Below are 22412 nucleotides of genomic sequence, written 5' to 3' on the forward strand. Positions count from 1 at the left end.
GATGCATGCCGCACATCGCACTCGAGCTGGGAAAGAATTCCGCCTCCTTCGGCGTCAAGAGCGCCTACGGCGAGCCGCAGGAGGTCGACGGTGCGCAGTTCACGCCGGTGGCGCTGACGTTCTCCGGCTTCGGTGGCGCCTCGGGCGGCGCGCAGGGCGCCGGCGAGGGAGAGGGCGGCGGCGGAGGCGGGATCGCGATCCCGCTCGGGGTGTACGTGCGCCGCGAGGAGGGGCTGCGGTTCGAGCCGAACATCGTCTCCCTGCTGGCCGTGGCGGTGCCCTTCGTCTGGGTCGCCGGTCGCGCGATCTCCCGCATCATCCGTGCCGTCAAGAAGCGATGACCCGGTCGCCCGCGCGCTCGGGCATGCGGTCGCCCGCGTAGCCGACGCGGTGCGCGCCGTGCAGGCGTCGAACCCCGTCGTCCTGATCGACGGTCGCAGCGGCGCCGGGAAGTCCACCCTGGCCCGCCTGGTTTCCGAGCAGTGGCCGCTGCAGACGGCACCGCAGCTGGTCGCGCTGGATTCGATCTACCCCGGCTGGGACGGGATGGATGCCGGCGTGGAACGCGCCTACGAGCAGATCCTCCGGCCGCACGGGCGCGGCCTCGTCGGCACCTGGCAGCGCTACGACTGGGAGGCCGGCGAATACGCGGAGAGCCATGCCGTCGATCCGTCGCGCGGAGTGATCCTGGAGGGCTGCGGCGCGCTCGCACCCCGCACGGCGCGCGTCGCCGACGTGCGGGTGTGGGTCGAATCGCCCGAGTCCAGCCGAAAGTGCCGGGCGCTGGATCGGGACGGGGACACGTTCCGTCCGCACTGGGACCGGTGGGCGCTGCAGGAGGTCGTCCATCTGCGGCGGGACGATCCGATCGGTCACGCGACGCTGGTGGTCTCGATCCCGTAGCCGGCGCTCAGCCCGCGGACGGTGCGGCGTCGTCCTCCGCGTCCGCCGCCTCCACGAGCAGCTCCAGGCGATAGCCCAGCCACTCGTAGACGCCGAGCCGGGGATCGTCGGGGTCCGGCGTGGGCTCGTCCTCGATGCCGAGCCTCGGATCGTCGGGGTCCGGCGTGGGCTCGTCCTCGATGCCGAGCCTCGTGGCGATCACGAGCCGCAGGGCGGCGAGAGTGCGCAGCCAGGAATCGACGTGGGCCGCGGGGATGGTCAGCTGCGCGGAGACCGCGACATCGCCGTCGAGGACCGATTCGAGGTCGTCGCGCACGATCCGCGCCTCCGCTGCCCGTCGGTCCAGCAGATCGTCGCGGGTCGCCGCGGCGAACTCCGCGGAAGCCTCCGGGTCCTGAGGGTAGACGGCCGGGGTCAATCGGGCCAGCAGGTGCCCGTCCTGGCCCGCCTGGACGACGGACTCTGAGTCGCGCAGCAGGGAGACGAACTGGCCCACGAGCTCGGCGAGCTGGTGCACTTCGATCGCCTGCATCGGGACGCTGATGCCGGATCCGGGCACGGCGGTCACTCTCCGGCCCGACGCACGGTCGCCCAGAGCCCGTAGTCGTGCATCGCCTGCGCGTGCACCTCCATGGTCTCCCGCGGACCGGTGGCGACGATCGCATGCCCGTCGTTGTGCACGGCGAGCATGAGGCGGGTGGCGCGGTCCTTCGGATATCCGAAGTAGCTGCGGAACACCCGCACCACATAGCTCATCAGATTGACCGGGTCATCCCACACGACGAGCTCCCAGGGCACGGCGGGAGCGGCCTGCAGATCGACCTGCTCCTCGACGTCCGGTGCGACCAGCGGCGCGCTCATGCCCAGCCCAGTTCGTGCAGCTGCTGGTCGTCGATGCCGTAATAGTGCGCGATCTCGTGCACCAGCGTGGTGTGCACCTCGTCGCGGAGCTCCCGTTCGTCGGCGCTCTGGGCGAGGTGCGGCTCCCGGTAGACGATGATCCGATCGGGCAGCTCGCCCATGCCGTAGTTGCCCCGTTCGGTGACGGCGAGTCCGTCGTACAGCCCGAGCAGATCGAGGGAGCCGTCCTCGGGACGGTCCTCCACGACGAAGACGAGGTTCTCGAGGCCGTCCACCATCTCGTCCGGGAGGCGGTCGAGCTCGTCTGCGACGAGGTTCTCGAAGGCCTCCGCGTCCATCGTCATACCCCCGCGGACATCGATCGTCATGTGGACGCGGCGCCCCAGCTCGTCGAGGCCGAGACGGTGCTCCGCTGCTGCCAGCGCGCGGTAGAAGGGATCGTCGGGCGGGTCCGTCTCGACGAAGCCGGCCGATGCGTAGAACGGTGCGTTCCAGGGCACCTCGGCGAACGTGCGCAGGGTGACGCTCGTGTGCCCGCGTTCCGCGGCCTCGTCGAGGGCGGCCTCCAGGAGCTCGCGTCCGTGCCCGCGTCGGGCGTGCGCGGGCAGCACGGAGAGCTGCTCCAGATGCGCGATGCCGTCCTCCTCGAGCACGTGCACGAACCCCACGGCGGGGCCGTGCTCCGCCTCGGAGACGACGAGGACGTAGCCGCGCTCGGCGGCACGGGCGGCGCCCGGCGGAGCCCCGTGGCCGAGTGCGGACCCGAAGCGCTCCGTGAAGAGCGCATCGGCCTCGTCCTCGATCCGCGCGAGCTCCGCGAGGTCGGCGTCGGTCGCGGTGCGCACGAAGGAGGCCATATCCCGATGCTATCCGGGTCGGCGGGTCCGTTCGCCGAGCTCCGTCAGATCGTCCGGGTGTCCCGCGGGGCTCCCGCCGCGACGAGGATCTCCTCCTGCAGCCTCGCGAGCGCGAGGCGGCGGGCGCCGTCGAGCACGGGGCTCTCATCGAGGCGGGTGAGGAGCACGGCGGGCCGTGCGATCACGCTGTCGTGCAGGTGCCGTTCGACGAGGGCGCGGAGACGTTCGCCGCCGGCGACGGCCATGTCGCCGGCCAGCACCACCAGCTCGGGCGCGATGATGGCCACCACGGCGGACAGGCCGAGGGCGAGGCGCCGCGCGATCTCGTCGAGCACCGCCGTCGCTTCCGGCGCGTCGGAGGCGACGGCGGCTTCCAAGGCCGCGGCGGGGGAGGCCCCCTCGAAACCGTGGCGGGCCAGGAGCCGTCCGAGTGCCGGCGCGGCGGCCAGGGCCTGCATCCCGCTTGCGCCGTACTCGTTGACCTGCGGGGGGATCGGCGCCCCGGGGAGGGGGAGGTCCGCGATCTCGCCGGCGCCGCCCGCGAGTCCGCGATGAACGCGTCCGGCGAGCATGACGCCCATGCCGATGCCGTCGGAGACCCAGAGAACTGCGAACACGTCATGGCCCATCGCCGCGCCGTGCGCGTGCTCGGCGACCACGACGAGGTTCACATCGTTCTCGATGTCGACCGGGGCGCCGAGGCGCTCCTCGAGCGAGGCGATCAGGCCTTCGCGCTGCCAACCCGGCAGATGCGCCGCGAAGCGGACCCGGTCCGCACGCGGGTCGGTCGCGCCCTGGATGCCGATGACGACCCTGCGCAGACCCGAGGAGGGGATCCCCGCCGACGCGCATGCCCCCTCGAGGAGCTCCTGCACCCGTTCGACCGGGTCGGGGGCGGTCGCAGCCGTGCTCTGCTCGCCTTCGGGGGTCGACAGCGTGAAGGAGCCGACGACGGTCCCGGTGAGGTCCACGACGACGGCCGAGATGCGCTCCGGTGTGACGTCGACGGCGGCGGCGTGGCCGGCCCGGCCGTCGATGCGGAAGACCTCGGCGGCTCGCCCGATCGCTCCGTCGCGGCTTCCGTCGCTGCGGACGAGGCCGTCGTCGAGCAGCTGAGCGAGCAGGTGCGACGAGGTGGGCTTGGAGACGGCGAGCAGACGCGCGATCTCGGGCCGGGTGAGCGGACCCTGATCCAGCAGGAGCCGCAGTGCCGCGCGCGCGTTGATCGAGCGGACGACGCTGGTTCCGGTCGGGCGTTCTGGCACGGGATCCTCTGGTTCGGTCGGGGGTCTTCCGAATGCTATCGAGCGAAAGGCGTTGCGCCGACCAGGAGGCTCCGGTATAACTCTTCGTAAACAAGGTTTCCTAAAAGGGAAACCGCTTTCACCGGAGGAATCATGCGTCAACGTCGACCGATGATCGCGCTCGTGGCAGCGGCGATCATCATCCCGCTCAGCGGTGTCATGTCTGCGACGGCTCAGGCCGCCACCCCCACCAGCCTTCGCGACCCCGTCAAACGCGAGATCGCGCAGGAGATCGTGACCAGCGCCGAGAACTCGGCTCTGGACTGGTACAAGCGCTACTCGTACATCGAGGACATCAAGGACGACCGCGGCTACACCGGCGGGATCATCGGCTTCACCTCGGGGACGCACGACATGCTCGTGCTGGTGCAGCAGTACACGGACAAGTACCCCGGCAATCCCCTGGCCAAGTGGATCCCGAAGCTGAAGCAGGTCGACGGGACCAAGAACACCGGCCCGCTGGGGTCGGCGTATGTGAAGGACTGGGAGGCCGAGGGCAAGAAGCCGGAGTTCCAGCGCGCGCAGCGTGACCTGACGCGCTCGATGTACTTCGACCCATCCATGGATCTGGCGACCTCGGACAAGCTCGGCGCCCTGGGACAGTTCGCGTACTACGACGCGGCGGTCGTGCACGGCTTCGACGGCATGGAGGACATCCGCAAGGCCGCGCTCAAGAAGGCGAAGACCCCGGCCCAGGGTGGCAACGAGACGACCTATCTCAACGCCTTCCTGGACGAGCGCGTGAAGGAGATGAAGAAGGAGGCGGCGCACGAGGACGTCAGCAGGATCGAGAAGGCGCAGCGCGTCTGGCTGAAGGCGGGGAATCTGAACCTCGACACTCCCTTGAAGTGGTCCGTATACGGCGATCCCTACTCCATCGCGAGCGACCCGACTCCGCACTGGCCGTCGAGCGAGCTGGGCGGGACGGACTCCACCCCGAGCCCTTCGCCCACGCCCACGCCTACTCCGACGCCGACCCCGTCTCCCACGACGACTCCGAACCCGGGTGCGGTGCTCATCTCCCAGGGGCGGCCCGTCACGGCATCGTCGGTCGAGAGCACGACCTATGCGGTGAAGCTGGCCGTCGACGGCGACGCGAAGAGCCGCTGGGCGAGCAAAGAAGGGTCCGATCCGCAGTGGATCCAGGTGGATCTCGGCACGGGCGCGACCGTCTCGGCGGCGACCCTGAGCTGGGAAGCCGCGTATGCGAAGAAGTACCGGGTGGAGATCTCCTCCGACGGCAGCAACTGGAGCACCCTCGCGACCGAGAACGCCGGCGACGGAGGCAGCGACCAGATCGCGGGGCTGAACGGCGCCGGCCGGTACCTGCGCGTCTACGGCACCGCCCGTGGCACGGCCTACGGCTACTCGCTCTACGAGCTTCAGGTGTACGGCACCGCAGGCACCCCCGGCGGAGGCAACCCCGATCCGGGATCCGGCGCCTTCACCGTGGTCGCCGCCGGCGATATCGCCGGTCAGTGCGCCAAGGCCGCGTCAGACTGCAACCATTTCGCGACGGCGGCCCTGGCGCAGTCCATCGATCCGGCCTTCTACATCACGCTCGGAGACAACCAGTACGACGACGCGCACGCGTCCGATTTCGCGAGCTACTACGACAAGTCCTGGGGTCGCTTCAAGGACAAGACGTATCCCATCCCCGGCAACCACGAGAAGTACGACCGGGACTACGACGAGCACACCGATCGCGGCGATGAGAAGGCCTACCGCGACTACTTCGGATCCCGGGCGACGCCCCAGGGCAAGACCTGGTACAGCTTCGACCGTGGGAACTGGCACTTCATCGCGCTGAACTCGAACCGGTGGTTCGACGCCGAGCAGATGTCGTGGCTCGACGCCGATCTGGCGGCGAACACCAAGCCGTGCACCGTCGCGTATTACCACGAGCCGCTGTTCACCACGGGAGAGCACGGAAACACGCTTTCGAGCAAGCCGGCGTGGAGCAAGCTCGAGGCGGCCGGCGCCGAACTGATCCTCAACGGCCACGACCACGACTACGAGCGCTTCGCTCCGCAGACGGCAACGGGTGCGGCATCGGCGACGGGGCCGGTGGAGATCATCGCCGGACTCGGCGGGGTGAACCAGCGCGACCTCAACGACACGCCGCAGAAGAACAGCGTGAAGCGCATCAACGACACCTACGGCGTGCTCCGGCTCGATCTCACCGACACCACGTTCACCACGAAGTTCGTCTCGATCGACGGCACCGTGCGCGACACGAGCCCGACGTACACCTGCCACTGACATGTATCTCGCCGGCAGCAAAGCGCGGCAGGACGCCGGCGACCAGGCGGCCCCCACCTCGGTGGGCCGTCGGGTCGCCGGCGCCGGAACCACCGCGATCGCTCTCGGATCGGTGAGCCTGCTCACCGATCTGTCCTCGGAGATGGTGACCGCGGTCCTGCCGCTGTACCTCGTCGTCGGGCTCGGGATGAGCCCGCTCCAGTTCGGGCTCCTCGACGGGCTCTACAACGGCGTGACCGCCTTCGTGCGTCTGCTCGGCGGGCATGTCGCGGACCGCTGGTCCCGGCACAAGCTCGTGGCGGGGATCGGCTACGCGCTGTCCGCCGTCTGCAAACCGCTCCTGCTCCTCGCGGGCGCGAACACCACGGCGCTGTCGGCGACGCTGGCCGTGGACCGGATCGGGAAGGGGATCCGGACCGCACCCCGCGATGCGCTGATCTCCCTGTCGGTCGACGATGCGCGCCAGGGGCGGGCGTTCGGGGTGCACCGCGCGATGGACACCGCGGGGGCTCTGGCCGGCCCGCTGGTCGCGTTCCTGCTGCTCTGGCTCGTCGCCGACGCCTTCGACGCCGTGTTCATGGTGAGCTTCTGCGTCGCGTCGCTCGGGGTGCTCGTGCTGATCGCGTTCGTGCCCGGACGCACGGCGCCGGCGACGACGGAACCCCGACCGACTCTGCGCCAGACGGTGGGCATCGTCCGCGGTCCGCGATTCCGGCGGCTGCTGATCGCCGCGACCCTGCTCGGACTCGTCACGATCGGCGACGGCTTCCTGTACCTCGGCGTGCAGGACCGGGTGCACATCGACACCGCGTTCTTCCCGCTGCTTCCGCTCGGCAGCGCTGCGGTCTACCTGCTCCTCGCGGTGCCGTTCGGGCGCTGGGCGGATCGGATCGGGCGCCGCGTGCCGTTCCTGCTGGGCAATGTCGCGCTGCTCGGCGCCTATCTGGTTCCGCTGCTGCCGCTCGCGCCCGTCGTGCTGATCCCGGCCGTGCTGGGTCTTCTGGGTGTCTTCTACGCCGCGACGGACGGTGTGCTGATGGCCCTCGCCGGTCCGTTGATCCCGCGGTCGAACCGGGCGGGCGGGATGGCACTGCTGCAGACGGGGCAGGCGGCGGGGCGGCTGCTCGCCGCGGTGCTGTTCGGGGCGGCGTGGACGCTCTGGGGCGCGGCGCCGGCGTTCGGCGGCGCCGCGTGCGCGCTCCTGGCCGCGGTCGTCGTTGCGGTGGTGCTGATCCGTCCCGAAAGCCGCGGATCTTCGGCATCCGACGCGCTCGAGGACGCGTCGTGACGCGACCGTCGGGACTGTCCCGCTCTGCACGGATCCTCGTCGGGGTGACGGCGGTGGCGCTCGTCGCGCTCGGCATCGGCTACACCGCCTCGGCAGTGGGACGATCTCCGGCCGGAGCGCACGCGCAAGGGCATGCGACGCCGGCGACGCATCCCGGCCTGTACATCCGAGACGGGGACGGCGCGATCGTCGTGCAGGACCGGGGTTCCTCGGGCGGGACCAGAACCGGCACGGGGCTCGCCTGTCAGCGGTTCTACGCGGCGGGCGGGACCGCCGTGTGCCTGAAACCGCGCACGGCGGTCACGCCGATGAGCACGGCGCTCATCCTGGACGATCGCCTGCGCGTGCAGAAGGAGTTCGACTTCGGGGGCGTCCCCAATCGGGCGACGGTCTCCGCGTCCGGCCGGATGGTCTCCTGGACCGTGTTCGTGACCGGGGACGACTACGCGACGACGGACTTCTCCACCCGGACGGGCTTCTACGACCGCGAGGACGACTTCCTCGTCAAGTCGATGGAGGATGTGGGACTCTACATCGACGGTCAGTTGCGCGATCCGGCGGATGTGAACTACTGGGGCCTGTCCTTCGCCGAGGACGACAACACGTTCTACGTGACGGTGTCGACCGGTGGCACGACGTATCTCGGCAAGGGGGATCTGGCGACCTGGACCGTCCGCACGCTGCGCACCAACGCGGAGTGTCCATCGCTGTCGCCGGATGAGACGCGCATCGTCTTCAAGAAACGGGTGCGTCCTGGCGCGGATGCCCCCTGGCGGCTCTCTGTGCTCGACCTGTCGACGATGAAGGAGACGCCCCTGGCGGAGACGCGGAGCGTCGACGACCAGGCGGCATGGGTCGACGATCAGACGGTGTCCTATGCGGTCGACGGCGGTGTCTGGGAGGTCCCCGCAAGCGGAGCCGGCGCGCCCCGCTCGGTCGCGCCGGGGGCGTCGTCGCCCAGCCTCGTCCGCTGAGGGCCGGGCGCCCGGCGTCTTGGACCGGTGAGAATCGCACGTCTTGGATCTTCTCGATGAGCCAAGCGGCATCCATGCTGAGCGGATGGACGCGAGCTTCCTCGTCACATCGATCGTGATCACGGCGACCCCCGGCACCGGTGCCCTCTTCACCATCTCCGCGGGGCTGTCCCGGGGCGCACGGGCGGGGATCGTCGCGGCCCTGGGCTGCACCCTGGGCATCGTTCCCCACCTGCTGCTGGCGCTGACCGGCGCGGCGGCGGTCGTCGCAGCGAATCCGCCGCTGTTCGAGGCGCTGCGCTGGGTGGGCGCCGCCTATCTGCTCTACTTGGCCTGGGGGATGTGGCGGGATGAGCGGGGCTTCGCCGAGGACGAAGCGGACACGCGGAGTCGTGCAGCGGGCACGACCGCGCGCGTGATCCGCGACGCCGTGCTCGTCAACCTGCTGAACCCGAAACTCACGATGTTCTTCTTCCTGTTCCTGCCGATGTTCGTGGACGCCGCGGCGCCCGGGGCGGTGGCACGGATGGCCGGCCTCGGCGCGGTGTTCATGATCGTCACGTTCGTGATCTTCGCCGGCTACGGTGCCGGTGCCGCGGGACTCCGGGGTGTCGTCCTTGCCAGGCCGGGAGTCGACCGTCTGCTCGGCCGCGGCTTCGCCCTGACGTTCGCGGTGCTCGCCCTGACCCTCGCGTTCACTCCGCACCAGGGCTGAGCCGGCCGCGGAGGACGGCTCAGATCAGCCGGCCGAGGGCGGCGATGGCCGCCTCGAGTCGTGCGGGGGAATGCGGGCCGTAGCCGATCACCACGCCGGGATCGCCGGGGGAGAACCGGTAGGCGGAGAGCGGTGCGACGCGGATGCCCGCGGCCGCGGCGCGCTCGGCGAGGGCGGTGTCGTCGACGTGTCGGGGCAGGAGCACCAGCAGATGCAGACCCGCGGCGATGCCTTCGATCCGTGCATCGGGAAGATGCGCGCGGACGGCGGCGACGGCGGCGTTGCGGCGCTCCCTGTGCCGCAGGCGCAGCCGGCGCACCTGCCGCTCCAGCGCGCCGGTGCGGATGAGTTCGGCGAGTGCGAGCTGAGGCAGAGCGGGGGAGCCGAGGTCCGTCGCCCAGCGCTTGCGCACGAGGTCGTCGTGCCAGTGCTCCGGCGCGACCATCCAGCCGATCCGCAGGGCCGGGGCGAGCACCTTGGAGAGGCTGGAGACGTGCAGGATCCGATCCGGGGCGCTGGCATGGAGAGCACGGATGGGAGCACGGTCGTAGCGGTACTCGGAGTCGTAGTCGTCCTCGATGATGAGTCCGTCGGACTGTTCGGCCCAGGCGACGAGCTCTCGACGTCGTGCGGGCGAGAGCAGGGCTCCCGTGGGGAACTGATGCGCCGGCGTCGTGAGCACGGCGCGCGCGCCGGTCGCGGTGAGCGCCTCGACGTCGATTCCGTCGGCGTCCACGGGCACGGGCAGGAGCGAGTCCAGCCAGTAGTCGAGGATCCGCCGGTTGCCGTCCGCGCTCGGATCCTCGATCGCGCACGCGGTGAGGCCGCGATCACGCATGACCTGGGCGGTCAGGCTGAGCGCGCCGGTGACCCCGGCCGTCACGATGATCCGCTCGGGAGGGACCACCACTCCGCGGCTGCGCGCGAGCCATCCGGAAAGCGCGATCCGCAGTGCGCCCACCCCCTGCGGATCCGCATACCCGAGCTCGCGAGAGGTCGCCGCCGAGAGCACGCGCCGCTCCGCGCGCAGCCAGGCGGCGCGCGGGAAGGCGCTCAGATCGGGTGCGGCCATCGAGAGATGCAGCGTCTCGGGGCGCGCGGGCGCGTCGGTGACCGGGCCGGGAGGTGTCGCGGGCGGCACCGTCTCGGCGACCCTGGTTCCCGCGGCTCCCTCGGCGAGGAGGAGGCCCTCCTCGGCGAGGCGTCGGTATGCCTCGACCACGACGCCGCGCGAGAAGGCGAGCTCGGCGGCGAGCTCGCGGCTCGGCGGCACGCGCGCACCCGCGCCGAGGGCGCCGTCGGCGATCGCCGTGCGCAGCTGGGCGGCGAGCCAGGTCGTCCGCTCTCGCGGGGGCGCTGCAGCGGGGTCGAGGTGGAGGAAATCGGATCCGGTCATCTGCCACGGATCCTAGCCGGAGAAGGAGAGGAGGCCCGGATCCGATCGGATCCGGGCCTCCTCCTGAGGGTGGCTAACGGGGCTTGAACCCGCGACCCCCGCGACCACAACGCGGTGCTCTACCAACTGAGCTATAGCCACCATGTGCCTGCCGGAGCGGGCAACCTCACCAGTGTATTACAGGTTCGAGGCGAACTTTGACACCACGGCGTCCGAGGTGCTCTGAGCCTCGTCGCTGGAGGGTCCGGGCTGCTCCACGAACACCGCGCGGCGGTAGTACTCGAGCTCACGGATCGACTCCAGGATGTCGGCGAGGGCGCGGTGCCCGCCGTCCTTCGAGGGAGCGTGGAAGAAGACCCGGGGGAACCAGCGGCGCGACAGCTCCTTGATGCTGGAGACGTCGACGTTGCGGTAGTGGAGGTACTGATCGACGTCGGGCATGTACTTGGCCAGGAACATGCGGTCGGTGCCGATCGTGTTCCCGGCCAGGGGAGCCTTGCGCTCCTGCGGCACGAAGCGCCTGATGTATTCGAGGGTCTGCGCCTGCGCCTCGGCGAGGGTCAGGCCCTGGGGGATCTCCTCGAAGAGGCCGGAAGTCCGATGCATGTTCGTGACGAAGTCGTTCATCTGGCCGAGCGCGGCGTCGCTGGCGCGGATGACCACGTGGAACCCCGGATCCAGCAGGCGCAGTTCGAAGTCGGTGATCACGACGGCGATCTCGACGAGTTCGTCGATCTCGAGATCGAGCCCCGTCATCTCGCAGTCGATCCAGACGAGTCGATCGTTCTCGGACGAAGAAACCATGCCGCCATCCTACTGAGCGCCGCCGACGCGCTAGCCTGGAGGGGCGCCTCCGTAGCTCAGCGGAAGAGCAGCGGCCTTCTAATCCGCTGGTCGCAGGTTCGAATCCTGCCGGGGGCACTCCTTCGGACTCGGGCCTGTCAGGCCGCTGAGCGGCGGCCGATCCGTGCCGCGATCACGTCGACGATGAGCCAGCGCACGGCTGCGGCGGTGCTGAGCGACCAGATCACGGAGGCGAGAACGTCGGTCGGGAAATGCAGCCCGTCGCTCACGACCGCGAGACCGATGACGACGGTGGCGACGACCCCCAGGATCACCGGCAGCCAGGCGAAGCGGGTGCCGCGCAGCAGGAACCAGAAGGCGACCGCGAGCGCGACGACGTACGCGGTGTGGCCGCTGGGGAAGGACCCGTCGGTCTGCAGCGGGGAGAACGGGTGGGCGAGCAGCGCCGCGTCGGGGCGGGGGCGGTCGACGAGGATCTTGATCGCGGCGACGGGCAGCCAGGTGAATGCGACGATGAGCCCGAAGAGGATCGCGGTGCGCAGCGAGCGGGATCCCGCCCAGACCGCGGCGGCGATGACGAGGGTGATCGCGACGGCAGGAACCGGTTCGATGCCGCGATAGACCGCGCTGCCGAGCGCACCCCACCATCCGGTGTGCGTCTGATTGAGGGCGACCACCAGCGCTTGATCCGCCTGGGTCGTCTTCATCGCGAACCCGAGGGCCACGACCACGAGGGCGCCGACCACGGCCGTCGCGACGGCGATGAGGGGCCGGGTGGTCGCGCGCTCGATTCCGGTGAGCGGGCGGGGTCGTGCATTGCGCACCTCGGCCATGTCGTGTCCTCTTCCTGACGGCAGGTTCCTTGCGGCGACGCGGGCGCCGCGGACGGCGCATGCGGATCGACGCGCCGAGGATCCATGCTCGCCGAGCCAGGCTAAGGATTGGCCAAGAAATGCGCGGCGGGGCAGCGGTGCGCTCCGCGCGGGGGCCGCAGCGCGGGCGCACCAGACGGATGCGAAGCGCGCCCCGAGGGTCAGAACCGCAGGGCGGCGACCGCGTCGTCGGCGCTCCAGAAGTCTCCGACGATGCGGAACAGGCCCGAGGGGAGATGAAGGCGCTCAGCCCGATAGCGGAGTCCGAGGTCGTGCGGAACGATGCGCAGGTGGCCCCGGATGGCTCCTCGGGCGTCGAGCACGCGCCACAGTCGCTCGCCCGCGGGCTGAAGCGTCTCGACGGCTCGGCTGAGGACCGGGGTCGCCCAGCGGATGGTGGGGGCGGGCGTGATGTCGATGGTCATGGTTCCTCCTTCACCTTCGAACATAAGGACGGCCACCGACATTCGGCCCGCCTCTCCGGGACGCCCTGCGCGCGCGGCTTCCCGGAGTCCCTACACTGTGCTGGTGACCGTGACCGTCTGGCTCTCCCTGGTGGTGGCGTGCGTGGTGATCAGCCTCACGCCGGGTGCCGGTGCGATCAACACCATGACCAACTCGCTGAACGAGGGGTGGCGTCGCTCGATCTGGGGGATCGTCGGGCAGCAGCTCGCGCTCGTGGTGCACGTCGCGATCGTCGCTGCGGGAGTCGGCCTCCTCGTCGCCCGCGTGCCCTGGCTGTTCGAGACCGTGCGCTACCTCGGGGCCGCCTATCTCGTCTATCTCGGGATCCGGCTCATCGTCGCGCGCGTCCCCGACTCCGCAGAGGAGCAGGCCGTCGAGCGGTCGCCCGAGGGGCGCTGGCCGATGCTGCGCCGTGGCTTCTGGGTCAACCTGCTCAATCCGAAGGCCATCGTGTTCTTCCTCGCCTTCGTCCCCCAGTTCATCCGGCTCGACCGTGATCCGTGGCCGCAGTATCTGATCCTCATCGGGACGACCGTGGTCATCGACGTCGTGGTGATGTGGTTCGTCTTCGCCGCGACGGCGCAGAGCTTCCGTCGGCTCACCTCCAGCCGGCGCGGCCAGCGCACGCTGAACGCGGTCTTCGGCGCCCTGTTCATCGCCGTGGCCGCCTTGCTGCTGTTCGTGCACTGACCCCACCGGACGGAGGGCGTCCGGGCCTTCCCTGCACAGCCGGGGTCCGCGACCGGTTCTGCACCGATCCGGACGACGGCGCGTCGAGCGCACCCCCGTCGCGGCACCATCTCTCCAGGAGCGGAGCCGAGGGCGGCTCCGTGCGAACAGCGAGGAGAGCAGACATGGCCGACAGCATCACCGTCCTGGGCAACATCGCCACGGTGCCGGAGCCGGGCCGCACGACGTCAGGATTGCCGACCCTCGGGTTCCGCATGGCGACGAACCACCGGCGCCAGGACGGCACAGGCGCCTGGGTCGACGTGACCACGAACTGGTTCGAGGTCAGGGCATACCGGGCTCTCGCGGAGAACGCGGCCGCGTCGCTGTCGAAGGGGGACGCCGTCATCGTCACCGGGCGGCTGCGGCTGCGCGAATGGGAGGGCAAGGAGGGCCGGCGGGGGATGAGCGTCGAGATCGACGCCGACAGCATCGGCCCCGACCTGCGCCGCGGGCGCAGCGTGTTCCACAGGATCGCGCACACCGCGGCGATGGCGCCGGCGGACACCGCGGCCGCCGAACCTCCGACGGGCGAGACCGGAGAAGCGACGGACGACGGCTGGGCGGCACCGGGTGCGGACCGGACCCCCTTCTGAGCGCGTGCGCTCGCGGGAATCGGGCCCCGGCGACGCCGGGACCCGATTCCACCGGGGGATGGTCAGCTGAACTGGTTCATCGTGTTGTCCTTGCCGCCGGCCTTCAGCGCCGCGGCTCCGGCGAAGTACTCCTTGTGGTTGTCGCCGAGGTCGCTGCCGGCCATGTTCTGGTGCTTGACCGTCGCGATGCCCTCGCGGATCTCGCGGCGCTGCACATCGCGGACGTAGGTCAGCATGCCCTCGTCGCCGAAGTACCCCTTGGCCAGGCTGTCCGTCGACAGCGCGGCCGTGTGGTACGTCGGCAGGGTGATGAGGTGGTGGAAGATCCCGGCGCGCGCCGAGCCGTCGCGCTGGAACGTGCGGATCCGCTCGTCGGCGAGACGGGCCAGCTCGGTGTCGTCGTAGTCGACGCTCATGAGGTTCCCGCGATCGTAGGCCGAGACGTCCTCGCCCTGTGCGGCGAGCTGGTCGAAGGCCTGCTGGCGGAAGTTGAGGGTCCAGTTGAACGACGGGCTGTTGTTGTAGACGAGCTTGGCGTTCGGGATCACCTCGCGGATCCGGTCGACCATGCCGGCGATCTGCTCTACGTGCGGCTTCTCGGTCTCGATCCAGAGCAGGTCGGCGCCGTTCTGCAGCGAGGTGATGCAGTCGAGCACGCAACGGTCCTCACCGGTGCCGGGGCGGAACTGGTACAGATTGCTCGCCAGCCGCTTCGGGCGGAGCAGCCGGCCCTCGCGGCGGATCACGACGTCCCCGTCGCTCAGGTCGGCCTCGCCGATCTCCTCGACGTCGAGGAAGGCGTTGTACTGGTCGCCCAGGTCGCCGGGGGAGGAGGACACCGCGAGCTTCTGCGTGAGCCCTGCACCGAGGGAATCCGTCCTGGCGACGATCACGCCGTTGTCGATGCCGAGCTCGAGGAAGGCGTAGCGGACCGCGTTGATCTTGGCGAGGAAGTCCTCGTGCGGAACGGTGACCTTGCCGTCCTGGTGACCGCACTGCTTCTCGTCCGACACCTGGTTCTCGATCTGGATCGCGCAGGCGCCCGCCTCGATCATCTTCTTCGCGAGCAGGTAGGTCGCCTCGGGGTTGCCGAAGCCGGCGTCGATGTCGGCGATGATCGGGACGACGTGCGTCTCGTAGTTGTCGATCTGCGACTGGATGAACTCGACGGCGGTCTCGTCGCCGGCGGCCCGTGCGTCGTCCAGTTTCGTGAACAGCAGGTCGAGCTCGCGGGCGTCCGCCTGGCGGAGGAACGTGTAGAGCTCCTCGATGAGCGCGGGGACCGAGGTCTTCTCGTGCATCGACTGGTCGGGGAGCGGGCCGAACTCGGATCGGAGTGCGGCGACCATCCACCCGGAGAGGTAGAGGTAGCGCTTGTTGGTGCTCTTGAGGTGCTTCTTGATCGAGATGAGCTTCTGCTGGCCGATGAAGCCGTGCCACACGCCGAGCGACTGGGTGTAGACCGAGGAGTCCTCGTCGTACTCGCTCATGTCGCGGCGCATGATGTCCGCCGTGTACTGCGCGATCTCCAGGCCTGTCTTGAAGCGGTTCTGCGCCCGCATCCGTGCGACGTACTCCGGGTTGATCGCATCCCAGCTGGATCCGTGCTGCTTCTTGAGCGCCTCGATGGCGGTCTCGTCGTTCTGGAACGCGGTCATGATGTTTCCTCCGTGTGCTGGCGGGCCGCCGGGAGCGGGTGCCCTGCGGTTTGGTTCCACCATGCCCAACATCGATCGGTCCTTCCGTCCAAAAGACGGGAGAAGATTCCACAAAATTCTGTAATCAGGAACGGATTCCCGTCCCCGTAGACTCGATGCGTGTTCAGAGGCCGATCGACCGCCGCCGCGCAGGCGCCCCTCGTGACGGCGGGCGCACTGCTTCTGGCGCTCGCCCTCGCCGCATGCGCCCCGGCGGGGTCGGCGCGCCCTTCCGCGTCGAGCGGGCCGTCCGGCACGGGCGGGGCTTCGGCGCCGACGACCGCCGCACCGGCTCCCCAGCTCGTGCCCGGAGGTACGGCGGATGAGAACCTCCCGCTGTTCCGCGCCGTGACCGAACGCGTCTGGGGCTCGGAGCAGCGCGAGTCGGGCCGGGCGTACATCGACGCGCTCGCGGCAGCCGGCTTCGACCGCGGTGCGATGCAGGTGACCGAGGACCGCTCGACCGTGGACAACCCCGCCGAGAGCATCCAGTTCTCGGTGCGCTGGGGTGATGCGTCGTGCCTGGTGGGTCAGGTCGGGCCGTCCACCGGGGATCCGGTCACGGCGGTGCTGCCGCAACTCGACGGCGGCGCCTGCCTCGTCGGCAAGACCGCGCCCGTCGGGCCGTAGCCGCCCCGGTAGGCTGGAGTGTCGATCCCGAGGTCCTGAGCCTCCAGGCCCGCCGCCGTCCGCCCGGTCCCCACGATCGTCATCACGACAGAAGGAGTGCCCTCGTGGCCGAATACATCTACTCCATGGTCCGCGCCCGCAAGGCGGTCGGCGACAAGCTCATCCTCGACGACGTCACGATGGCGTTCCTGCCCGGAGCGAAGATCGGCATGGTCGGTCCGAACGGTGCCGGAAAGTCCACCATCCTCAAGATCATGGCGGGGCTCGACACCCCGTCCAACGGCGAGGCCAAGCTCAGCCCCGGCTTCAGCGTGGGCATCCTGATGCAGGAGCCCGAGCTCGACGAGACCAAGACCGTCCTGGAGAACATCCAGGAGGGTGTGGCGATCAAGGCCAAGGTCGACCGGTTCAACGAGATCTCGGCGCAGATGGCCGACCCGGATGCGGACTTCGACACCCTGCTCGCCGAGATGGGCGTGCTGCAGGAGGAGATCGACGCGGCCGACGGCTGGGATCTCGACTCCCAGCTCGAGCAGGCCATGGACGCGCTGCGCACCCCGCCGGGGGACGAGCCGGTCACCAAGCTCTCCGGAGGCGAGAAGCGTCGCGTGGCCCTGGCGAAGCTGCTGCTGCAGAAGCCGGATCTGCTGCTGCTCGACGAGCCCACCAACCACCTCGACGCCGAGAGCGTGCTGTGGCTCGAGAAGCACCTGCAGGCCTACAAGGGCGCGGTGATCGCGATCACCCACGACCGGTACTTCCTCGACAACATGGCGGAGTGGATCGCCGAGGTCGACCGCGGCCGCCTGATCGGCTACGAGGGCAACTACTCCACCTATCTGGAGAAGAAGGCCGAGCGCCTCGACATCCAGGGCAAGAAGGACGCGAAGCTCGCCAAGCGCCTCAAGGACGAGCTGGAGTGGGTGCGTTCGAGCGCGAAGGGGCGTCAGACCAAGTCGAAGGCGCGTCTGGCCCGGTACGAGGAGATGGCGGCGGAGGCCGAGCGCACCAGGAAGCTCGACTTCGAGGAGATCCAGATCCCCGCGGGTCCGCGTCTCGGCAACGTCGTGATCGAGGCGAAGAAGCTGAAGAAGGGCTTCGGCGATCGCTCGCTCATCGACGGCCTGAGCTTCAGCCTGCCGCCCAACGGCATCGTCGGCGTGATCGGCCCGAACGGCGTCGGAAAGACCACGCTCTTCAAGACGATCGTGGGCCTGGAGCCGCTGGACGGGGGCGACCTCAAGGTCGGCGAGACCGTCAAGATCAGCTACGTCGACCAGTCGCGCGCGAACATCGACCCCGATAAGACCCTGTGGGAGGTCGTCTCGGACGGCCTCGACATCATGATGGTCGGCAAGACCGAGATCCCGTCCCGGGCCTATGTCTCGAAGTTCGGCTTCAAGGGCCCGGACCAGCAGAAGAAGGCCGGTGTCCTGTCCGGAGGCGAGCGCAACCGTCTCAACCTGGCCCTCACGCTCAAGGAGGGTGGCAACCTGCTGCTCCTCGATGAGCCCACCAACGACCTCGACGTCGAGACCTTGGGCTCCCTGGAGAACGCACTGCTGGAGTTCCCCGGCTGCGCCGTGGTGATCACGCACGACCGGTGGTTCCTCGACCGCATCGCCACGCACATCCTGGCGTACGAGGGCACGGACGAGAACCCCGACCAGTGGTACTGGTTCGAGGGCAACTTCGAGTCCTACGAGGCGAACAAGATCGAGCGCCTCGGTGCCGACGCGGCCAACCCCCACCGCTCCACGCACCGCAGGCTGACGCGTGACTGAGACCGGCGACGCCGGTGCGCCCGCGGCGGCGGCCCCCCTCGGGGTCGCTGCCGGGCAGCGCCTGCACATCCCGATCCAGCTGCGCTGGGGCGACCTGGACGCGTTCAACCACGTCAACAACACCTCGATGCTGAAGCTGCTCGAGGAGGCGCGGGTGCGCGCGTTCTGGCGCCCGGGCGAGGGGGAGCACGGCCCCAGCACCGCCGTGCTCGACTCCGGACTCGATGCCGGCGCGCTGACGCTCGTGGCACGGCAGGAGATCGAGTACTTCGCTCCGGTGCCGTATCAGCGGCACCCGCTCGAGGTGCAGATGTGGTTCGGCAAGATCGGCGGCTCCAGCGTCGAGGTCTGCTACGAGGTGTTCAACGACGCCTCGTTCGACGAGCGCGTGCTCTACGCGCGCTCGACGGCGGTCATCGTGCTCGTGAGCGCGGAGACCGGGCGGCCCGTCAGGATCAGCCAGGAGATGCGCGGCGCCTGGGCGCCGTACGTCGGTGCTCCGATCGTCTACGCGCACCGCTGAGCGGATCGCGGCGTCTCAGGACGCGGGCACCCGGATCGTGATCTCCTGCGCGACGCTCGCCACCAGGTCGCCGTCTCGGGTGTAGATGCGGCCGCGGGCGAGACCTCGTCCGCCGCGCGCGTTGGGCGAATCCTGCACGTAGAGGAGCCAGTCGTCGACCCGTCCGGGACGGTGCCACCACATCGCATGGTCGAGGCTCGCGACCTTGAGCCCCGGAGTCGCCCAGCTGAGCCCGTGGGCGCGCAGGATCGACTCCTGGATCGACATGTCGCTCAGGTACGCCAGGGCGGCGCGGTGCAGCGCGGGATCGTCGGGGAACGGGGCGCGCAGCCGCATCCACACCGCCTGCCGGGCGATGTGCTCCGCGCCGGCGTCGCGGAACAGCGGCCCCTCGACGTGCCGCATGTCGACCGGACGCTCCGCCAGCATGCGCTGCGAGAGCGGGTGGATCCCGTCGGAGAGCTCCTCGTCGGGGCGCAGGTCCTCCGGGGCGGGGATGCCGTCGGGCATCGGCTCTGCGTGCTCGATCCCTGGGTTCTCGTCCTGGAAAGAGGCGATCATCGAGAAGATCGGCACGCCGTTCTGGTAGGCCTGCGATCGTCTGGTCGAGAAGGAGCGGCCGTCGTGGATCCGGTCGACGGCGTAGGTGAGCCCCTGCGAGGCGTCGCCGGCGCGCAGGAAATAGCCGTGCATCGAGTGCGGGATGCGCCCGTCCGGCATGGTCCGCTCGGCGGCGATGATCGACTGTCCGAGCACCTGGCCGCCGTAGATGCGACCGGTCGGCATCGGGTGCGAGGCGCCGGTGAAGATGTCCTCCGTGGTGCGGGCGTCCGTGGCGCCGAGATCCAGGATCCCGAGCAGCATGTCGACCGATCGCCGGGCGTCCTCATCCGAAGCCATGGGATCCTCTCCGCCGGGAAGGCGGGCGGGGAGCCGCACGCCGATTGATAGTTTAGAGGGCGTGCCCACGCCCCTGATCCTCGCCGACGCCGACACCGCGCGCGACGCGCTCACCTTCGTCTCCCGTGCCGCGCGGGCCGGCGACGAGGGCGTGCGGCTGCAAGCCGACGGCGGCGTCCTGGCGATGACCGCGGCCGCGCTCGCGCCGCAGACGCTGTTCGACGCCACCCCGACGATCCTCGCGATGCGCATCGTGCACGCCGACCCGGAGCTGCGCTGCGACATCGTGATCGATGAGCTCACCGCCACGGACGATCCGCGCTCGCTCGCCCTGCCCGACAACGGGCTCAGCCCCGCCTGGGCCGGCATCGCGCCGCCGCGCGGCGGATGGGCGTCCGCAGGGGCGCTCGGCGCCGACGTCATCGCGCAGCGCGCGCAGTGGGGGATCTCGGCGGTCGCGCACGGATCTCCGGCCGGCGCGGGGGAGGACGCCGTCCGTTCGCTGCGGGCCGCGATCTGGGGCGAGCCCGACGAGGATCTCCTCGGCCTGCCCCGGGGGGTCGCGTTCGCCGCGCACGCGTTCGGCTTCATCTCGGGCGCCGAACAGGTGCCGGTCATGACCTCCGGCCGGTGGACGCGGCTCGCGTTCTCCCGCGGGCATGTGCTCAGCCGGGGTCCCGCCGCGGTGGGGCTGACGGCCGTGCGGGCGACGGGCTCCGCAGGCTGAGTCCGCCCGAGGCGGATCCGACTCAGCCGCGTGCGCGCCGGGCGGGGTCCGCGGGCGCCGATCCGTGGGATCTCTCGCGCTCCCACACGACGGCCACGAGGTCATCGAGCGGCATCCCGAACGCCGCGGCGAGCTTGAGCCACGTCTTGAGGTCGCCGTAGTGCCGTCCCTGCGAGAGGTTGATCAGCGTCTGCCTGCTGACGCCCGAGCGCTCTGCGAGCTGATCGAAGGTGAGGCTCGACGCGTGACGGGCCTTGTTGAACGCCACGCGGAGCTGATCCAGATCGGGCTCGGGCGGCGTGAAGGGCACATCTCAAGTCGATCGGTGCGGGCGCATCGAGTCAGCACAGAGAACTGTACTTTCAGTACAACTCTCTGTATCGGGATGGTGACCGCCCGTCCGCACGGCGGCGGTTCCCGGGACGGCTCCCGGTGCGGTCAGACGGCCTGTGCCGCCGCGCGTCCCGCGGCGCGGCCGGAGAACAGGCAGCCGCCGAGGAACGTCCCCTCCAGCGCGCGATACCCGTGCACTCCGCCTCCTCCGAAGCCGCTCGCCTCGCCCGCGGCGAACAGCCCGGGGATCACGGTGCCCTCGGCATCCAGCGCACGCGCCTCCAGGTCCGTCTCGATGCCGCCGAGGGACTTGCGGGTGATCACGCGGAGCCGGACCGCGATGAGAGGTCCGGCAGACGGATCCTGCAGCCGGTGCGGACTCGCGGTGCGGATCAAGCGGTCGCCCCGATAGGCCCGGGCGGAACGCAGCATCGCGATCTGCGCGTCCTTCGTGAAGTCGTTGCCGATCTCGCGATCGCGCGCCACGACCTCCTCCCGCACGCGCTCCGGATCCAGGGCCTCGCCGCCGGGGAGCTCCTGCATGCGTGCGACGAGGCGGTCGAGATCCGTCTCGACGACGAAGTCGTCGCCTCGGTCGAGGAACGCCTGCACCGGGTCGGTCGGTCCTTTCGCGAGCCGCGAGCGCACGAGCAGCGGCACGTCCTTGCCGGTGAGGTCCGGGTTCTGCTCGCTGCCGGACAGCGCGAACTCCTTCTCGACGATCTGCCGGGTCGTGACGAACCAGGAGTGGTCGTGACCGGTGCCGCGCAGGTGGGCGAGCGTGCCGAGGGTGTCGAAGCCGGGATAGAGCGGGACGGGCAGGCGACGTCCGGTCGCATCGAGCCACAGCGACGAGGGGCCGGGCAGGATGCGGATGCCGTGGCCGGGCCACACCGGATCCCAGTTGCGGATCCCCTCCACGTAGTGCCACATCCGGTCGCCATTGATGAGACGAGCGCCCGCCGCCGCGGACACCGTCTGCATGGAGCCGTCGACATAGGCGGGCACCCCGGTCAGCATGTCGGCCGGCGGTGTGCCGAGGCGGGCCGGCCATGCGGCGCGCACCAGGTCGTGGTTGCCGCCGATGCCGCCCGACGTCACGATCGTGGCCGCCGCGGTGATCTCGAACATGCCGACCGCGTCGCGCGCGCTCGGCTCGCCACGCCCCGCGGCGGAGGAACCGAGGATCTCGCCCTGCGCTCCGGTCACCGCGCCGTCCTGCATGGTGAGCGCGGTCACGCGGTGCCGGGGGAGCACCGTCAGATGCCCGGTCCGCTCCGCCTGCTCCAGGGCCGCCTGGAAGGGGGCCACGATGCCCGGTCCGGTGCCCCAGGTGATGTGGAAGCGGGGCACCGAGTTGCCGGGTCCCAGAGCTCCGTACCCGCCGCGCTCGGCCCAGCCGACGACCGGGAAGAAGCCCACCCCGCGCTCGCGGAGCCAGGCGCGCTTCTCGCCGCTCGCGAACTGCAGGTACGCCTCCGCCCAGCGCCGCGGCCAGGCATCCTCCGGCCGATCGAAGCCGGCATTGCCGAACCAGTCCTGCCGCGCCAGCTCGTAGGAGTCCGTGATCCCCATGCGGCGCTGCTCGGGGGAGTCCACGAGGAACAGCCCGCCGAAGGACCACCAGGCCTGCCCGCCGAGGTTCGTGCGCGGCTCCTGATCCACGACGATCACGCGTCGGCCCGTCGCGGTGGCCTCGGCCGCCGCGACGAGCCCGGACAGTCCCCAGCCGATGATCAGGACGTCGGTGGAGTGGATGCTGGTCTTCGCCGTCATGAGGTCTCCGTCGATC

General features: G+C 70.2%; 24 protein-coding genes, 2 tRNA genes and 1 pseudogene. 13 read left to right on the forward strand and 14 right to left on the reverse strand.

The annotated features are described in order from the left end of the window. The first annotated feature begins 5 nt into the window (after positions 1–5). Complete coding sequence (locus WFJ17_RS07140) at positions 6–341, forward strand: hypothetical protein (protein WP_251439416.1); 336 nt, start codon at positions 6–8, stop codon at positions 339–341. After that, positions 322–903, forward strand: a complete 582-nt coding sequence (locus tag WFJ17_RS07145; protein WP_336648045.1) for a hypothetical protein — start codon at positions 322–324, stop codon at positions 901–903. Before WFJ17_RS07140 ends, WFJ17_RS07145 begins: the two co-directional genes overlap by 20 nt. Positions 904–910: 7 nt before the next feature. Here WFJ17_RS07145 and WFJ17_RS07150 read toward each other — a convergent pair whose 3' ends face one another. The 5 genes and pseudogenes from WFJ17_RS07150 to WFJ17_RS07170 form a co-directional block, all read right to left on the reverse strand. Continuing rightward, a complete protein-coding gene (locus WFJ17_RS07150) occupies positions 911–1462 on the reverse strand; it encodes a DUF2017 family protein (RefSeq protein ID WP_336648046.1) in 552 nt (183 codons plus the stop codon). Between the two features lie 5 nt (positions 1463–1467). Continuing rightward, entirely contained in the window at positions 1468–1764 is a 297-nt protein-coding gene (clpS, locus tag WFJ17_RS07155) for an ATP-dependent Clp protease adapter ClpS (protein ID WP_251439421.1), read from the reverse strand. After that, the gene (locus tag WFJ17_RS07160; RefSeq protein ID WP_251442298.1) at positions 1761–2108 is read right to left on the reverse strand and encodes a metallopeptidase family protein; all 348 of its coding nucleotides are present in this window, start codon (positions 2106–2108) and stop codon (positions 1761–1763) included. Before WFJ17_RS07160 ends, clpS begins: the two co-directional genes overlap by 4 nt. A gap of 111 nt (positions 2109–2219) precedes the next feature. Continuing rightward, positions 2220–2621 (reverse strand): annotated as a pseudogene (locus WFJ17_RS07165) (GNAT family N-acetyltransferase); the annotation flags it as partial. 44 nt (positions 2622–2665) lie between these two features. Continuing rightward, positions 2666–3886, reverse strand: coding sequence for an ROK family transcriptional regulator (locus WFJ17_RS07170; protein ID WP_251439423.1), 1221 nt, complete (start codon positions 3884–3886; stop codon positions 2666–2668). 150 nt (positions 3887–4036) lie between these two features. Here WFJ17_RS07170 and WFJ17_RS07175 point away from each other — a divergent pair, with 150 nt between their 5' ends. The 4 genes from WFJ17_RS07175 to WFJ17_RS07190 all read left to right on the forward strand — a co-directional run bounded on the left by WFJ17_RS07175 (position 4037) and on the right by WFJ17_RS07190 (position 9164). Further along, positions 4037–6187, forward strand: a complete 2151-nt coding sequence (locus WFJ17_RS07175; protein WP_336648047.1) for a chitosanase — start codon at positions 4037–4039, stop codon at positions 6185–6187. A gap of 1 nt (position 6188) precedes the next feature. Further along, a complete protein-coding gene (locus WFJ17_RS07180; RefSeq protein ID WP_336648048.1) occupies positions 6189–7475 on the forward strand; it encodes an MFS transporter in 1287 nt (428 codons plus the stop codon). After that, entirely contained in the window at positions 7472–8449 is a 978-nt protein-coding gene (locus WFJ17_RS07185) for a hypothetical protein (RefSeq protein ID WP_336648049.1), read from the forward strand. Before WFJ17_RS07180 ends, WFJ17_RS07185 begins: the two co-directional genes overlap by 4 nt. An 85-nt stretch (positions 8450–8534) precedes the next feature. Further along, on the forward strand, positions 8535–9164 hold the full coding sequence (locus WFJ17_RS07190) for a LysE family translocator (protein WP_336648050.1): 630 nt from the start codon (positions 8535–8537) through the stop codon (positions 9162–9164). Between the two features lie 19 nt (positions 9165–9183). Here WFJ17_RS07190 and pdxR read toward each other — a convergent pair whose 3' ends face one another. The 3 genes from pdxR to orn all read right to left on the reverse strand — a co-directional run bounded on the left by pdxR (position 9184) and on the right by orn (position 11364). Further along, on the reverse strand, positions 9184–10560 hold the full coding sequence (gene pdxR / locus WFJ17_RS07195) for a MocR-like pyridoxine biosynthesis transcription factor PdxR (RefSeq protein ID WP_336648051.1): 1377 nt from the start codon (positions 10558–10560) through the stop codon (positions 9184–9186). A gap of 68 nt (positions 10561–10628) precedes the next feature. Beyond that, positions 10629–10701, reverse strand: a tRNA-His gene (locus tag WFJ17_RS07200). Positions 10702–10737: 36 nt separating this feature from the next. After that, entirely contained in the window at positions 10738–11364 is a 627-nt protein-coding gene (gene orn, locus WFJ17_RS07205) for an oligoribonuclease (RefSeq protein WP_251439434.1), read from the reverse strand. Between the two features lie 45 nt (positions 11365–11409). Between orn and WFJ17_RS07210 the strand changes: the two genes are divergently transcribed. Beyond that, positions 11410–11481, forward strand: a tRNA-Arg gene (locus tag WFJ17_RS07210). 20 nt (positions 11482–11501) lie between these two features. Here the strand turns inward: WFJ17_RS07210 and WFJ17_RS07215 are convergent. Further along, a complete protein-coding gene (locus WFJ17_RS07215) occupies positions 11502–12197 on the reverse strand; it encodes a phosphatase PAP2 family protein (RefSeq protein WP_251439436.1) in 696 nt (231 codons plus the stop codon). A gap of 200 nt (positions 12198–12397) precedes the next feature. Continuing rightward, positions 12398–12661 (reverse strand): hypothetical protein, encoded by a 264-nt coding sequence (locus tag WFJ17_RS07220; RefSeq protein ID WP_251439437.1) that lies wholly within the window; start codon positions 12659–12661, stop codon positions 12398–12400. A gap of 103 nt (positions 12662–12764) precedes the next feature. Here WFJ17_RS07220 and WFJ17_RS07225 point away from each other — a divergent pair, with 103 nt between their 5' ends. Together WFJ17_RS07225 and WFJ17_RS07230 are read left to right on the forward strand one after the other, a co-directional pair. Then, complete coding sequence (locus WFJ17_RS07225) at positions 12765–13391, forward strand: LysE family transporter (RefSeq protein WP_336648052.1); 627 nt, start codon at positions 12765–12767, stop codon at positions 13389–13391. Positions 13392–13555: 164 nt separating this feature from the next. After that, positions 13556–14026 carry a single-stranded DNA-binding protein gene (locus WFJ17_RS07230; protein WP_336648053.1) on the forward strand — a complete coding sequence of 157 codons (471 nt, stop codon included), beginning with the start codon at positions 13556–13558 and terminating at the stop codon, positions 14024–14026. Between the two features lie 62 nt (positions 14027–14088). On the opposite strand, the gene WFJ17_RS07235 is transcribed toward WFJ17_RS07230, so the two are convergent. Beyond that, positions 14089–15684 (reverse strand): isocitrate lyase, encoded by a 1596-nt coding sequence (locus WFJ17_RS07235; protein ID WP_336628209.1) that lies wholly within the window; start codon positions 15682–15684, stop codon positions 14089–14091. Between the two features lie 159 nt (positions 15685–15843). On the opposite strand from WFJ17_RS07235, the gene WFJ17_RS07240 reads away from it, so the two are divergent. The 3 genes from WFJ17_RS07240 to WFJ17_RS07250 all read left to right on the forward strand — a co-directional run bounded on the left by WFJ17_RS07240 (position 15844) and on the right by WFJ17_RS07250 (position 18660). Continuing rightward, positions 15844–16353, forward strand: a complete 510-nt coding sequence (locus WFJ17_RS07240) for a DUF6993 domain-containing protein (RefSeq protein ID WP_336648054.1) — start codon at positions 15844–15846, stop codon at positions 16351–16353. Between the two features lie 104 nt (positions 16354–16457). Beyond that, positions 16458–18137, forward strand: coding sequence for an energy-dependent translational throttle protein EttA (gene ettA, locus WFJ17_RS07245; RefSeq protein WP_251439442.1), 1680 nt, complete (start codon positions 16458–16460; stop codon positions 18135–18137). After that, complete coding sequence (locus WFJ17_RS07250) at positions 18130–18660, forward strand: acyl-CoA thioesterase (RefSeq protein ID WP_374208754.1); 531 nt, start codon at positions 18130–18132, stop codon at positions 18658–18660. Before ettA ends, WFJ17_RS07250 begins: the two co-directional genes overlap by 8 nt. Before the next feature lie 15 nt (positions 18661–18675). Here WFJ17_RS07250 and WFJ17_RS07255 read toward each other — a convergent pair whose 3' ends face one another. Then, the gene (locus tag WFJ17_RS07255) at positions 18676–19560 is read right to left on the reverse strand and encodes an acyl-CoA thioesterase (protein WP_295033852.1); all 885 of its coding nucleotides are present in this window, start codon (positions 19558–19560) and stop codon (positions 18676–18678) included. A 61-nt stretch (positions 19561–19621) separates the two neighbouring features. On the opposite strand from WFJ17_RS07255, the gene WFJ17_RS07260 reads away from it, so the two are divergent. Next, positions 19622–20287: a hypothetical protein gene (locus WFJ17_RS07260; RefSeq protein ID WP_336648055.1), complete on the forward strand. Its 666-nt coding sequence runs from the start codon at positions 19622–19624 to the stop codon at positions 20285–20287. A 22-nt stretch (positions 20288–20309) separates the two neighbouring features. Here the strand turns inward: WFJ17_RS07260 and WFJ17_RS07265 are convergent, their stop codons facing one another. Beyond that, the gene (locus tag WFJ17_RS07265; RefSeq protein ID WP_251439448.1) at positions 20310–20597 is read right to left on the reverse strand and encodes a helix-turn-helix transcriptional regulator; all 288 of its coding nucleotides are present in this window, start codon (positions 20595–20597) and stop codon (positions 20310–20312) included. Positions 20598–20725: 128 nt separating this feature from the next. After that, a complete protein-coding gene (locus WFJ17_RS07270; protein WP_251439451.1) occupies positions 20726–22396 on the reverse strand; it encodes an FAD-binding dehydrogenase in 1671 nt (556 codons plus the stop codon). Positions 22397–22412: the final 16 nt, after the last annotated feature.

It is taken from the genome of Microbacterium sp. MMO-10 (genome assembly GCF_037148715.1).
Lineage (GTDB): Bacteria > Actinomycetota > Actinomycetes > Actinomycetales > Microbacteriaceae > Microbacterium.

Coding starts and splice junctions, on each gene's coding strand:
- WFJ17_RS07140 (WP_251439416.1), top strand. CDS start 6: ATGCCGCACATCGCACTCGAGCTGGGAAAGAATTCCGCCTCCTTCGGC.
- clpS (WP_251439421.1), bottom strand. CDS start 1,764: ATGAGCGCGCCGCTGGTCGCACCGGACGTCGAGGAGCAGGTCGATCTG.
- WFJ17_RS07160 (WP_251442298.1), bottom strand. CDS start 2,108: ATGACGATGGACGCGGAGGCCTTCGAGAACCTCGTCGCAGACGAGCTC.
- WFJ17_RS07175 (WP_336648047.1), top strand. CDS start 4,037: ATGATCGCGCTCGTGGCAGCGGCGATCATCATCCCGCTCAGCGGTGTC.
- WFJ17_RS07180 (WP_336648048.1), top strand. CDS start 6,189: ATGTATCTCGCCGGCAGCAAAGCGCGGCAGGACGCCGGCGACCAGGCG.
- WFJ17_RS07190 (WP_336648050.1), top strand. CDS start 8,535: ATGGACGCGAGCTTCCTCGTCACATCGATCGTGATCACGGCGACCCCC.
- pdxR (WP_336648051.1), bottom strand. CDS start 10,560: ATGACCGGATCCGATTTCCTCCACCTCGACCCCGCTGCAGCGCCCCCG.
- orn (WP_251439434.1), bottom strand. CDS start 11,364: ATGGTTTCTTCGTCCGAGAACGATCGACTCGTCTGGATCGACTGCGAG.
- WFJ17_RS07215 (WP_251439436.1), bottom strand. CDS start 12,197: ATGGCCGAGGTGCGCAATGCACGACCCCGCCCGCTCACCGGAATCGAG.
- WFJ17_RS07220 (WP_251439437.1), bottom strand. CDS start 12,661: ATGACCATCGACATCACGCCCGCCCCCACCATCCGCTGGGCGACCCCG.
- WFJ17_RS07230 (WP_336648053.1), top strand. CDS start 13,556: ATGGCCGACAGCATCACCGTCCTGGGCAACATCGCCACGGTGCCGGAG.
- WFJ17_RS07235 (WP_336628209.1), bottom strand. CDS start 15,684: ATGACCGCGTTCCAGAACGACGAGACCGCCATCGAGGCGCTCAAGAAG.
- WFJ17_RS07255 (WP_295033852.1), bottom strand. CDS start 19,560: ATGGCTTCGGATGAGGACGCCCGGCGATCGGTCGACATGCTGCTCGGG.
- WFJ17_RS07270 (WP_251439451.1), bottom strand. CDS start 22,396: ATGACGGCGAAGACCAGCATCCACTCCACCGACGTCCTGATCATCGGC.